At 42.7% G+C, this 13,862-nt stretch carries 9 protein-coding genes and 1 pseudogene; 1 reads left to right on the top strand and 9 read right to left on the bottom strand.

Annotation, left to right across the window (positions count from 1 at the left end):
• Positions 1-58 precede the first annotated feature (58 nt).
• The 6 genes and pseudogenes from FBB35_RS21180 to FBB35_RS21155 form a co-directional block, all read right to left on the bottom strand.
• The gene (locus tag FBB35_RS21180; protein ID WP_174711270.1) at positions 59-547 is read right to left on the bottom strand and encodes a hypothetical protein; all 489 of its coding nucleotides are present in this window, start codon (positions 545-547) and stop codon (positions 59-61) included.
• A gap of 243 nt (positions 548-790) precedes the next feature.
• Positions 791-1,477 carry a magnesium protoporphyrin IX methyltransferase gene (bchM, locus tag FBB35_RS21175; protein WP_174711269.1) on the bottom strand — a complete coding sequence of 229 codons (687 nt, stop codon included), beginning with the start codon at positions 1,475-1,477 and terminating at the stop codon, positions 791-793.
• A 151-nt stretch (positions 1,478-1,628) separates the two neighbouring features.
• Positions 1,629-2,030, bottom strand: a complete 402-nt coding sequence (locus tag FBB35_RS21170; protein WP_254625645.1) for a DUF4288 domain-containing protein — start codon at positions 2,028-2,030, stop codon at positions 1,629-1,631.
• The gene (locus FBB35_RS21165) at positions 2,027-2,341 is read right to left on the bottom strand and encodes a hypothetical protein (protein WP_174711268.1); all 315 of its coding nucleotides are present in this window, start codon (positions 2,339-2,341) and stop codon (positions 2,027-2,029) included. Before FBB35_RS21165 ends, FBB35_RS21170 begins: the two co-directional genes overlap by 4 nt.
• A gap of 51 nt (positions 2,342-2,392) precedes the next feature.
• Positions 2,393-5,757: pseudogene (locus tag FBB35_RS21160) on the bottom strand (tetratricopeptide repeat protein).
• A gap of 243 nt (positions 5,758-6,000) precedes the next feature.
• Positions 6,001-6,408 (bottom strand): hypothetical protein, encoded by a 408-nt coding sequence (locus FBB35_RS21155; protein WP_174711267.1) that lies wholly within the window; start codon positions 6,406-6,408, stop codon positions 6,001-6,003.
• 374 nt (positions 6,409-6,782) lie between these two features.
• On the opposite strand from FBB35_RS21155, the gene sbcC reads away from it, so the two are divergent.
• The gene (sbcC, locus tag FBB35_RS21150; RefSeq protein ID WP_174711266.1) at positions 6,783-9,809 is read left to right on the top strand and encodes an exonuclease subunit SbcC; all 3,027 of its coding nucleotides are present in this window, start codon (positions 6,783-6,785) and stop codon (positions 9,807-9,809) included.
• On the opposite strand, the gene FBB35_RS21145 is transcribed toward sbcC, so the two are convergent.
• From FBB35_RS21145 to FBB35_RS21135, 3 genes are all read right to left on the bottom strand, one after another.
• Positions 9,806-11,272 carry a peptidoglycan-binding protein gene (locus tag FBB35_RS21145; protein WP_368041786.1) on the bottom strand — a complete coding sequence of 489 codons (1,467 nt, stop codon included), beginning with the start codon at positions 11,270-11,272 and terminating at the stop codon, positions 9,806-9,808. The genes sbcC and FBB35_RS21145 overlap by 4 nt on opposite strands.
• A 180-nt stretch (positions 11,273-11,452) precedes the next feature.
• Complete coding sequence (locus FBB35_RS21140) at positions 11,453-11,992, bottom strand: SH3 domain-containing protein (protein ID WP_174711265.1); 540 nt, start codon at positions 11,990-11,992, stop codon at positions 11,453-11,455.
• A 120-nt stretch (positions 11,993-12,112) separates the two neighbouring features.
• Positions 12,113-13,624, bottom strand: coding sequence for an AAA family ATPase (locus tag FBB35_RS21135; protein WP_174711264.1), 1,512 nt, complete (start codon positions 13,622-13,624; stop codon positions 12,113-12,115).
• Positions 13,625-13,862 lie beyond the last annotated feature (238 nt).

Genomic DNA, 13,862 nt, shown 5'->3' with positions numbered 1-13,862 from the left:
CATTAGTCATTGGTGAATAACAAAGGACAAATAACAAAGGACTATTGACAAATGACAATTAGACATCAAAATGATATGATACTGCCCCTTCTTCGTTCACCTTAAAGTTTGCATTGAATTCTTTAGCTTTTTCGTCTAAATACTGCCTAGCATGGACTGCGGGTAGTTGTGACTTCATTGCAAAGCCTAAAACAGTTACACGACCATGATTTTCTTGTAGCATCCCATAAAAAATCGATTGCAGGCGATCGCTAACTTGTTGATTAAGGGCCTTTTTTTCTTGCCGACTTTGACGATATAATCCCAATGCTAACCATGTCCCCAGTGTTAGGCTAGGAACGCCAAAAATTAGACGTTCTACCACAGTCTTATCAATTACAGGGGTATCTGTTGGTGCTGGGAACTCAATCGAGCCATCCCAGGCTAAGGGTAGCGTGATTGATTTTTCCATATTCGTTTTATTAAATACGTCTGCTGCTGATAGCATTACAAACATAAATCCGAATGTCAGTAGCCAACCGGCAGCCAATTTTTCAGCAGTTTTCATAGTTCCACTTCAAATTTGAACTTTGCTAGCGATTTTAACCTGACTTTCGTAAAGGTTCTACTATATCAATCTACTCCCAGCGATGGTTTTTAGCTTTTGTAACAAAATTTTTGTCTACCTTGCTAGTGGTAGCCTGTCAAGAAACAACCAAGAGGTACAGCTTGTTCGTAGTTTGCGCTGTCTTTGCTAAAGTGCAAACTACGAACCGATCAAATTAAATTTGACAGACTAATAATATTCATCCTACTTGCGTGTAGCTTCCAGTAAGCGAGAAAAATAGAAGCGAGTCTTCGTTATCGCCTTTCGTTGCAATGAAAAGCCATTACTTTCCAAGATTCTTACCACATCAGCCTCACGATGCAAATATGCACGAGTTGCTTTACTTGGCCCGGGAAAGAAACTGCCAATTTTCTTGAGTATAGTCAGGGCACAGGTCTTTGGCGCAAAACTGAGAATTATCCGTGATTGTGCTAAAGAACAGAGATGAGAAATCATCTCATCGGCTTTTTCTTGGGGATAGTGGATGAGAACATCCAAGCAAATAACGGTATGGTAACTACCGCTCAAAGATTCCAAGTCCTGCACGGCAAAAGTGGGATTTTCATCATTTCCCAAGGTAAGCTTTGCTCTATCCTTTCCTTCTTCCACCATTTTTTCAGAGATATCGGTGGCATAGACTTTGGCACCATCTACCGCCAGAGGAATGCTGAGACTACCGACACCACACCCAGCATCGCAGATTGATAGCTCGGGTAAATTGTTATCAGCCTTCAGCCAGCCGAGAACTGTATCCACAGTTTGCTGGTGTCCATTGCGGATGTCTAGTTGGACTTTGTTGACTTCGCCATCGCCATAGATTCGCTTCCAACGGTCAAAGCCTGTGGAATTGAAATACTCACGAACAATCGTTTTATCGTCGGCTACGTTCATAAACTCTGATTTTTAGGGGTTCCCAATGCTTAAAATTATCATTGATAGGAACCCATAAGAGCGGTCTTCCAGATTTTTCTAGATGATAGTTTGCCTATATGCATAGAGAAGTTAGATTAGCGATCGCTGACGATGAGAGAATGCGTAAATCCTAAAGTTGCTCTTTAGACAATAATGGCTCGAATGACTGATAAGCCTCATAATTCCGAAAATGTCGAGTATATAAATCAACAATATCCTTAGATGAATCAAAATCATCATATAAAACTGAATTCACGTCTACTACTTGCTGTAAAGACCAAGTAATCGTTTCTTCATTCTCATTTGTATAGCTGATGCTTTCATTTTTACTATGATTCAAGGCTTTTTCTTTTGCTTCTTCTAAAGAAGCAGCTTTAATCAAAACAAAGCTTTCTTGGTACAAAGTTTGATAATCAGCTTGATCTGAAGATGATTTGTAGAGAATTATAGCAATGTAGAATGATTCTACTTTATCTGCACTTCCAGTTTTCATCCCATATTCTCCACAGCTATTTTTTGAATCTACTATCATTCAATAACTTCCAAGCTTTTTTCCCAATAGCAGATTTTTTTTCTTGAGTCTTCTAAAGAAGAGTTAAGAAACTCACTGGGAAACTCCCGCCTAATCGATGCTTTTCGGCAAACACTAATAAAAGTATCAGCAAACAAACTTAAGTTGTCGTTGGCTTCACAACTATCTCCTGGTCGAGATTGACTAATTAGCAACAATTGCTGGGATAAACTTGCATTGCTGTAATTATAGGTTAAACCTTGGGAATGAGCATCAATAGGTTGTACAAGCAATCCAATAGTTAATAGATTGTCCAGTATTTTTTGCAGCATACTTTTGAAAAATAGCGAATTGTTATGTTTTTATAAGATAGTAAATCAATATTACTGCCGAAACCAAGAGCAAACCCAACGCCACAACCGACGCAACCACGCCCAAAACTCACGGCGAGAAACTACTGGCACTTTAGGTTGCGAAAGACGCTCAATTGCGTTATTGCAATCTTGCACATTAGTATCAAGTCCCATCGTCTGAAATAATTCACGGGCATTGCGATAAGCACCCAGCGCGTCTGATTCTCGGTTAACGTTTTCTAAAGCCAAACCTAAGTTAGACCATACGATCGCTTCCCCTCGAATATCGCCGATTTCCCTAGCTATATCCAAAGACTGCTGGTGGAAATCTATCGCCTGTTGGTACTGCCCCTGATATAAGTAAGCATTGCCCAAATTCATTAAGGATTTGCCTTCAGAATTGCGATCGCCTATTTCCCTAGCTATATTCAAAGACTGCTGGAAGAAATCTATCGCCTGTTGGTACTGCCCCTGATACAAGTAAGCAAGACCCAAATTCATTAAGGATTTGCCTTCAGAATTGCGATCGCCGATTTCCCTGGATATCTCCAAAGACTGCTGGCAGAACTCAATCGCATGTTGGTACTGCCCCAGAGATAAGTAAGCAAGACCCAAATTAGCTAAGGATTTGCCTTGAGTATTGCGATCGCCGATTTCCCTGGATATCTCCAAAGACTGCTGGCAGAACTCAATCGCCCGTTGGTACTGTCCCTGGTATAAGTAAGCAATACTCAAATTCATTAAAGATAAGCCTTCAGAATTGCGATCGCCTATCTCTCTAGCTATTTCCAAAGACTGTTGATGGAACTCAATCGCCCGTTGGTACTGTGATAGCAAACTGTAAGCATTGCCTAAATTGCCCAAGGATTTACCTTCGCCGTTATGATCGCCTATCTCCCTGGCTATTTCCAAAGACTGTTCTAAGAACTCAATCGTGTGTTGGTACTGTCCTAGGGAGCCGTAAGCAGTACTTAAATTAATTAAAGAATTACCTTCGCCATTGCGATCACCTATTTCCCTTTTGATTTCCAAAGACTGCTGGTGGAAATCAATCGCCCGTTGGTACTGCCCTAAGGAATCGTAAGCATTGCCCAAATTGTTTAAGGAAGCACCTTCGCCGTTACGATCGCCTATCTCCTTAGACATCTCCAAAGACTGCTGGTAGAACCCAATCGCCTGTTGGTACTGTCCCAGGGATTTGTAAGCAAGACCTAAATTGTTTAAGGAAGAACGTTCGCCATTGTGATTGCCTATCTCCCTAGCTATTTCCAAAGACTGCTGATGGAAATCAATCGCCCGTTGGTACTGCCCTAAGGAATTGTAAGCATTGCCCAAATTGCCCAAGGATTTGCCTTCGCCGTTACGATCGCCTATCTCCTTAGACATCTCCAAAGACTGCTGGTGGAACTCAATCGCCCGTTGGTACTGTCCCAGGGAGTAGTAAGCATTGCCCAAATTATTTAAGGATTTACCTTCGCCATTGCGATCGCCTATCTTTCTAGATATTTCCAAAGACTGCTGGTAGAACTCAATCGCCCGTTGATACTGTCCCAGGGAGTCGTAAGCATTGCCCAAATTGCCCAAGGATTTACCTTCGCCATTGCGATCGCCTATCTCTCTAGATATTTCCAAAGACTGCTGGTGGAACTCAATCGCCCGTTGGTATTGTCCCAGGGAGTCGTAAGCGTTGCCCAAATTATTTAAGGATTTACCTTCGCCATTGCGATCGCCTATCTCTCTAGATATTTCCAAAGACTGCTGGTGGAACTCAATCGCCCGTTGGTACTGTCCCAGGGAACGGTAAGCAATGCCCAAATTGCCCAAGGAATTACTTTCCCCATTGCGATCGCCTATCTCCCTAGATTTTCCAAAGACTGCTGGTGGAACTCAATCGCCCGTTGGTACTGTCCCAGGGAGTTGTAAGCATTGCCTAATGAAGTGAGAGCAGCCTGATAATTCCAGTTTTCTCTAGCGCCAATTTCTTCCCATTTACTTACCAATTGCCCATATAATTCTACTTGGTCTGCATAATAACCCCGCAAGGTTAAAAAATCATTGCAAATCCAAATACTATCAAAGGCAGAGTTATAATCCTGCAACTGAAAAAAGTGATCAAAGATTTCCAAGTATTCTTTAACATCATCTTTTGTTTTCCAAGGCGGTTGTTTAGCAATTGAGCGATAATAATCTATGGCTTTTTGATGCGCCTCACTCTGATCGCCAGCCTGATACCGCACATACTCCAAAATCACGGGCTGAAAATCAAATCGCCGCTTCCCATCAAGCTTTTCTACCAACAAAGAACGCTTAACCAGATTTCTCAATTCTCCCTCAATCTCGGCTGCGGAACTTCCCGGCAACATAGCCACTGCTGCTGCACTGTCAACCGCACCACGATAAACACTAATATTCAGCAATAACGCCTTTTGTAACTCATTCAACCGATTAAAACTGGCATCCAACACCAACACCATCCCCACATTTTCCCGGCGATGGATACCTACCACTTGGGAATCTGTCAAGAATTGCCGCAAATTCCCTAAGCCTAAATCTGCTAATCTGCTTAAATCCGGGTCTTGTGAATATTCTGCCTTTAATAAGTCTGCTACCAATCTCAACAGTAGGGGATGCCCATCTACTAATTCCACAAACTGCGTTAAATCTCCCCGAATGCCTAATGCAGTTAACAGTGCTACCCCTTCATCTACTTGTAAACCTTTCAGGAGTAGCCACTCAAAGCCTTTTAATTCTGGTCTTTCCCTGGTAGTGACTAGCACCTTACTATTACCGCCATGTTCCACCCATGCTTGGAAAAAGTTGCCGTAAAATAGACTTCCCCACTGTCTATCAGGTTGTAATAAACTCTCCAGGTTGTCAATAATCAGTAAAAATTGCCCAGAACGTAAACACCTAACTAGCGCTTCTACTAACTGCGCTTCTTGTTCTGGAACCGGAAAGCCAAATTCACTGAGGACTTGGCGGGCTAAATCGCTAAAACCTGCCCCATTACTGACATTAGCCCAAAATCGCTTGGGAAAACCGCCAATTTCATCATAAATTTTCGTAGCCAGCATTGATTTACCCGTGCCACCGATGCCTTCTATGCCAATTAGGAAGGTATTTTTATCAGTTAACCATTGCTGTATTTGGGCAATTTCTGCTGTTCTTCCTTGCCAGTAAGCCAAACTTTTACGGGGATTCCCTGCTTTGAGAACCCCCGGCGATTCTGGTGGAGAGATTTGTTGAAATCGCTCTAGTATTGGTTCTATTCGCTCAACAATAATCTTGACTTCGGTGGCATTTATCTGTCCTACTTGAGTCACCTTGCTGTCACCAGAAGCAGTGACATTCATTTCAATGTTGTTCGAGTTACTGGGGCTGGGTTCCTCTGCCATTGCTTACAGTAGGTAAAAATTTTGCTTGATATTGTGGCTGTGAACTCGGTCATTCGTGTTCGGAACTCGGTCATTCGTGTTCAGAACTCGGTCATTCGTGTTCAGAACTCGGCCGTTCGTGTTCGGAACTCGGTTATTCGTGTTCGGAACTCGGTCATCCGTGTTCGGAAATCGGTCATTCGTGTTCAGAACTCGAAACATCAAGATTTTTAAGGTGGACAGTACTCTATCCACCCTACTCAATTAAAAACTTACTTCGTTTGCGTCAATCTTCCCGACTTGCTTTACTGTACTTTGGTCGTAAGCATTAGCACTGACTTGAATATTGTCTCCGGGTTGGTCACTCGATGCTTGCAAAATTTTAGCTATTTCCTCTGTAAGTGCTGTATCTGCTTCTAAAATCTTCTTGAGTTGCACTCGCAAACTTGCTTGTAAATCTTCATCTTCTGGCTTTTGCGCCACATCCGTTGCTGCTTCTTTCGCTGCTTCCTTAGCCTCTACTTTGGGATGTAACTTAGCCCAAATAGCTTTGGCTTTATTCCAAACATCTTCACCTACTTTCTGAGATGCCCCTTCTACGGCTTTATTACCCACATTCAACAGAAATGGCAGACAGGGAGCGAGAAATTTAACGAGTAGAGCTATATCCATTGGTTTATGATATCTATCTCAGAAATGTACATATATTTTTACTGAGTATATTAACGCTTTTTCCCCTATCACCTTGATTCTTTTACTTTGACCCGAAATTTAGCCCAATTATCTTAATTGTTGTAACAACTCTTCTATGAATGTTTTTCTCTCAGATAAGAGGCAGAAATAACAACAAACCTCCACATAAATTTTATTTTTCTCCAAAGACAACAAAAGTTTTTCATACAACAAGAAAAATTTGCTGATTTTATTGTTAAATTTTGTAAAATTGATGTCTTCAAGACTAGAAACCTGATATTTAGATAGCTAAACTAACAAACAGTGCATCTGTACTGTTATTTATTAAAAGTAGATGTGGCGCTATAGCGTGAATGATCCCAGTACAACTTATCCTCAAAAACTTTCTTAGTTACCGTGATGCAACTTTAGATTTTCGTGGCTTGCATACGGCTTGTATTTCAGGTTCCAATGGTGCGGGTAAATCTTCGCTTCTGGAAGCAATCACTTGGGCAATTTGGGGTGAAAGCCGTGCCACTGCTGAAGATGATGTCATCTATTCTGGTGCGAAAGAAGTTCGGGTTGATTTTACTTTCCAAAGTAACCAGCAAAAATATCGGGTGATTCGTACCCGAATTAGAGGCGGTACTAGTGTTCTTGAATTTCAAATAGAAATCCCATCTGGGTTTCGCTCACTTACTGGCAAAGGGGTAAGAGCAACACAAGATTTGATTTTAGAACACATTAAGCTCGATTACGATACATTTATTAATTCTGCTTACTTACGTCAAGGTCGTGCCGATGAATTCATGCTCAAGCGCCCGACGGAACGTAAAGAAATTTTAGCGGAGTTGTTGAAACTCAATCAGTACGATGATTTGGAAGAACGGGCAAAGGAATCTTCTCGTCAGTTTAAAGCAAGGGCAGTAGAGTTAGAGCGTTCTTTAGATTCGATAAAAACTCAGTTGCAACAACGTGAGATTACCCAAGCGCAAAGAGTCGAGTTAGAAGCCGAACTCAATCAATTGCAACAGGTGCAAGCTTTTGATAATATTCAATTACAAAGTTTGCAAGTTGTCCAGCACCAGCGCCAAAATTGGGAGCAACAACTCAGCTTTGTAAAGCAGCAATACCAAAATCTTACCCAAGATTGCGATCGCCTCCAACAAGAACAATCAGCTATTGGCTCTCAGTTATCAGATTTAGAAAAAATATTACACCAAGAAGCTGAAATTAAAGCTGGATACGCTCAATATCAAAGTCTCCAATCTCAAGAAGAAGCCTTTGCTGCCAAATTTGAAGAATACACCCGCGCTGGGCAGACTCGCCAACAAAAGCAACAACAGCTTACCAAACAAATTCACGAAATCGAACGCCAACTGCAACAAGCCCAAGCGCAGCTAGAAGCTTTGCAGCAACAAGAGCGAGATATTCAGCAAACTCTGACTAAATCGGGTGAAGTAGAAGCTGCTTTGTCACAGCTAACCGCAGCCCGTCACCATGTTGCACGTTTAGATCAACTGCAAATGCAAGTGACTCCATTGTTGCAACAACGAGCAACTTTACAAAGCCAACTCGATCGCACTCATGCTGGCTTAGTAGCGCGACTTGAACAACTCCAAAGTACTGAGAACCAATTGCAACGCCAGCACCGCCGCCAACCGCAACTGCAACAAGCGGTGATGGATGTAGCCATCCAGATTGAGGAATTGGAGAAAAAGCGAGTTTATCTGCAACGAGTCCAGGAAAAAGGGCATGAAAGGCGACACTTTATCGAACGTCTGCAAGCTCATCAACGTGACTATGAAAAACTCATGGGCGAATTAGAGCAAAAATTGCAAATGCTCCAAAATCCTGAAGCACTTTGTCCATTGTGCGAACGCCCTTTAGACGAACATCACTGGAGTCGGGTGGTAGAAAAAACCCAGGCTGAGTTAGAGGATACCCAAGGGCAGTTTTGGGTAGTGCGAGAACAAATGGCTGTGTCTGACCGAGAGATTCAGGTACTCAGGCAGGAATATCGGGAAATTTCTCAACAGTTGGCGAGTTACGACGGTTTACGCGAACAGCGAGGACAGTTAGCGGCACAGTTAGAAGCGACAACTGATGTCCAACAACAGTTACAACAAATTGCTGCGGAAAAACAACATTTAGAGCGATCGCTCCAAGCTGGTGATTACGCTCCTGATAAACAAGCCGAACTCCGGCAGCTAGACCAATATCTGCAACAAGCTAATTATAATGAACAAGACCATGCCCTCGCCCGCAGCGAAGTTGAGCGGTGGCGATGGGCAGAAATTAAACTCCAGCAGATTAAAGATGCGACTAAGCGACAAGCGCAATTATTAGCCCGAAAACCAGAATTACAATCCCAAATCGCTCAATTACAAGTCAGAATCCAGCAGGATCAGACTGATTCTGAATGTGCTAAACAAATTGCGGCTCTTGAGCGTCACATTACTGAAATTGGCTACAGTTCCGAGCAGCACAATAATTTACGTCTGGCTGTTCGCCAAGCTCAATCCTGGCATTTGCGGTATCAACAACTGCTGTCAGCCCAGCAGCAGTATCCCCAACTCCAGACGAGATTGCAAGAGTTAGAGGAATCTAGAAGCGCTAGAGTAACGGAACGGCAAAAACTTGGCGGACAGATCGAAAGCATTATCCAGCAACTACAAGCAACAGCTAACCCATCTGCCCAAATTCAAGCTTTAGAGCAACAGTTAGCAATACGCAGACGACAACTTGATGAGCAAATAGCCAAGTTAGGGCGTTTAGAACAGCTGGCGCATCAATTAGAAACGCTGCAAATTCAGTATGAACAACAGCAGCAGCAATTACAATCTTGTAAGCAGGAGTATCGTGTTTATCAGGAATTAGCGCAAGCTTTTGGTAAAAATGGTATCCAAGCACTGATGATTGAGAATGTGTTACCGCAACTGGAAGCTGAAACAAATCAACTACTTTCGCGGTTGAGTGGTAATCAGTTTCATGTACAATTTATTACTCAAAAAGCTGGGCGTAGTGCTAAATCAACCAAGAAAAATGCCAAGCTGATAGACACCCTAGATATTTTAATCGCCGATTCTAGAGGAACGCGATCTTATGAAACTTACTCTGGTGGAGAAGCCTTTAGAATTAACTTTGCCATCCGTTTAGCCCTGGCAAAATTATTAGCACAACGGGCGGGGGCGGCGTTGCAATTGTTGATTGTGGATGAAGGTTTTGGTACACAAGATACTGAAGGATGCGATCGCTTGATTGCAGCGATTAATGCGATCGCCTCCGATTTTGCCTGCATCCTCACTGTCACCCACATGCCCCATCTCAAAGAAGCTTTCCAAGCCAGGATTGAGGTGAATAAAACTCAAGAAGGTTCGCAGTTGAGTTTGTCAATTTAATTGAATTTTACCCGTGCATCCAGACCATAAGAGCGAAGCATTTTACTTAGGGTTTCGGCTTGTGCGCGATCGCTAAATGCCCCAGCATTCACATAATCTCCTAGATGTGATTGCTCTGTAACCGCATTTGGTATATATTGTTGCACCTTACTCAAAGTATCGTTATTCGAAATTGGTATTATTACTCTGTAAGGATTACTAGCAACTAATGTGTTGCCATTAGTCCCAGGTACGGCATAGCCATTGGCAGGGGGTAATACATAGCGATTTTCAGGTGTAGCATAGCCAGTATTAACAGGTACTAGATAACGAGTTTCAGGTAATACAGAGCCATTAGCTTCAGTATAATTGCCCCCAGTTGAGCTATCCAACCCTAATGCTTGCCAAGTTTGCCAATCTACATTTCCAGTAACATTAAGTTGAGAAGATTGCTGGAATGCAATTACAGATTCTCTGGTGTCATTGCTAAAAAATCCATCAGGATTGGTATTAAATAAATTCAACTGCAATAAACGCTGTTGAACTAATGCGACATTATCTCCGCGATCGCCTACAGTCAGATAATCTCTGCTCGGTTGTTGAGTAATAGATCCACCCGTTGAGACTCTACGCACTGCCTCTAGAACTTGAGCATCGGCAATGCCGTCAGCAGGTAGGCGATAATTTTGCTGGAATTTGCTTACAGCATTTCTAGTTATTGGACCAATTGTCCCAGTAGGATTTGTATTAAAATAACCTAACTGGCGCAAACGCACTTGTAGTTCTCTCACTTGTTGAGTAGAAAGACTCGAAGATCTAGAGGATCTAGCTTGAGTTGGAGAGGAACCTAGTAATGCATTCCAAGTTTGTCGATTCACAATCCCGTTTGCAGTGATGCGATAATTTCGCTGGAATTTAATCACAGCATCTCTAGTTTTTGGGCCAAAATTCCCATTGGGATTAACATTCAAGTAGCCTAACTGTCGCAGACGCTGTTGTAACCTTGTCACGGCTGCACCAGTTTTGCCTTGAGAGAGAACAGGATATTGACCACTCGACCCTGATGCACTACTAGTAGTTCTACTTTGACAAGCTCGTTGTAAGGCTTGTTGTGTATTAATACCTACAACTCCATCAGCAGGTATTCTATTAGCTTGCTGGAATCTGATTACAGCATTTTGAGTCAAACTAGCAAACTTGCCACTTACTGGGCCATTAAAGTAGCCTAACTTTTTTAAACACCTCTGGCTACTGCTAACTTCCGTCCCATTACTTCCGATTTTTTGAAGTGCTAAAGCTTGCCCAGCCACACTCAGAAGCCCCGTAATTATTGCCGCAGATACAAGACGCATTGCGGCACCACTAGATAACTTTTTCCAATTCAAAAATTTGAAATTAGCTACGGTAGGAACAACCTTGATGCTTTTAGATGCCTCGGAGACTGAGGCAACCTTGGTTAAATAGCTATCTACCCCTGTTTTCACTTGCTTTTTTTCAAGTTATGACCATACAAGATTATACTAGTTTCTCTGTGTCATATTTGATTTTTGTATGATTCTTTACAAGTAATTTTCCAGAAGATGCAGCTGGGAGGGGATCTGCTCTTAGAAGGGAGAAACAATTAAAACCATCCTGGTTTCAGAGCAACTAAATTTATGGAATTGTTATTGCTCTGTTTTTTCTGTATCCTCTGGTTTTTCAGGCTGTTGTTCATCAACTTTTTCAGTATTACCTGCTTTCACCCAACCTTCTTGTTCGCTACCTTCCAAACGGATTTTTTGCCAAGCCTTATCGTCGCTTTGTTCCAAAATAATAATTTTTTGATTAAAAGCAACCCCACCAATTTTTTCAGCTTCTTGATTTGGTTGCGATCGCAAACTCAAACCTTCAGCCCAACTAACACGCCCTCGGTAAGCTCCCGATGGCAATGGTTTTGCTGATGGGGTAGCCTTTGGCGATTCTGTAGGAGTGGGGGTTGGAGATTTAGTAGATGTCCCAGGTGTAGGGCTAGGTTTAGCTGCTCCAAGCTCAGTTCCTTTTGGAGCTTTGGCTTTCACCGAGGGACTATCGTTAGAATAAACGGGTTTGGCAGGCGGTATGCCGGTGCGATTCATAAAATAGAGTCCAATTGCAGCGCCGCCGCCTATTAGCACAGCGATCGCTAAGAAAATCCCAAGTATAAATTTTGTTAAGCCAGACAACATAGTTAAAACCCGATCGCCAGTAGTAAATAGTCAATAGTCAATAGTAATTCATGATTAACTGTTGACTATTGACTCAGCAATTATTAACTAATCAATTATTGTAGCTACTGCCAAATGCGTTTACGTAGTGCGCCGGAGGCGTTCGCTTAAAGGACTGTGTTTCGATGCTAAACGCGCTCTCCCAGCAGCCGCCCACTCTTGGAGTTGCTGAATTTGCTCTATAGCAGTTCGCGCCAAGGGTACGATCTGACTGGCTGCTTCTAAAATATCGTCGGTAGCAAAGTCGCGGTTTTGGCTGAATCCAATATGCATCGCTTCAATTAAAGTTTGCTCAATCTCTGCCCCCGAAAAATCGGGCGTTTCATAAGCTAACCTTTCGATGTCATAACTTTTCAAGTTATGGGGGCGCAATCGGGATAAATGAACATCATAAATTGCTTTTCTCTCTTCTTGAGTGGGCAATCCCACAAAGAAAATTTCATCAAATCGCCCCTTACGCAACATTTCTGGCGGTAAGGCTTGGATGTCGTTGGCGGTGGCGACGACAAAAACGGGTGAGCTTTTTTCGGCTAGCCAGGTAATAAAAGTACCAAATACACGGCTGGCTGTTCCTGCATCACCTTTACTACCAAGTCCAGCAAAGGCTTTATCTATTTCATCTATCCACAAAATACAGGGAGCGAGGGCTTCAGCTACTTGGATCATTTGCCGAGTCCGAGATTCTGATTCACCTACCAAACCACCAAATAACCTGCCCACATCCAGACGTAGCAAGGGTAAATGCCAGTGATGAGCGATCGCTTTTGCCGTTAACGATTTACCAGTTCCCTGAATACCCACCAACATTAAACCACGGGGGTGCGGTAATCCGTACTGTCGAGCCTTATCAGTAAATGAACCTCCCCGACGAATCAGCCAGTCTTTCAAGTTATCAAGTCCGCCGATATCAGAAATTTGCTCAGTGGCGGGGTAGAAGTCCAAGATTTGGGTTTGACGGATAGTTTGGCGCTTTTCTTCCAAAACCAGATCCACGTCTTCTGGCTGCAATTCTCCGTGGGTAGCGATCGCTCTTGCCAAAACCCGGCGAATCCGTTCCATCGAAAGTCCTTGACAAGATAGCACCAAGTCATCTAAAACTTTGCCAGAAAGGGAGTTACCAGTACTTTGTAGTAAGCGTTCCACCTCAGTTTTAATTTCTGCGGCGGCGGGTAAGGGAAACTCCACGACTGTCAAAACTTCGGTTAAGTCGTCAGGAATGGCGATGCGTGGCGACAATAAGACAATATTTTTTGGTTGCGACTTGAGGAGTCTGGACAGATTGCGGAGTTTGCGAGCGATCGCAACATCATCTAAAAAGCGATGATAATCTCGGAGAATCAATACCGCAGGTGCGGAAGCTGGTAATTTTTCGATAAATTCTAAAGCTTGCAAAGGGTTACGTCGCCCAAACCCCACATCATTGGGGTTTCCTTGGTAGCCATCGACAAAATCCCAAGTATATACTGCGCGATTACCCTGGTTGCTTGCTTCTTCTCGGATAGCTGCTTCTACCCGCTCCTCTTCATAAGTGGGAATATAAATCAAAGGGTAGCGGGCACGTAGCAGTAGTTTAAACTCTTCACGGAAGTTCATATATAGCTGTGGTTATTAGTTCTTCTTTCATTGTTCAGGTTTGTATCGCCTCTAACAACTAAAAAACTAATATCTACTAGTTCATAGCGGTTGCGAGTGCGATTGCTCTATGTAAGATATTTTTTAAAGGCGATCACTCTTTTGTAGTGAGTGATCGCCATTAGATAATTAGTATAAAAATAACTACTGATTTTTATTTAAGGAATTTCTTAATTCTTCAGCCAGTTCAGACAAAAAA

This window comes from Nostoc sp. TCL240-02 (assembly GCF_013343235.1).
Classification (GTDB): domain Bacteria; phylum Cyanobacteriota; class Cyanobacteriia; order Cyanobacteriales; family Nostocaceae; genus Nostoc.
This window is presented reverse-complemented; position numbering and strand designations above follow the sequence as displayed.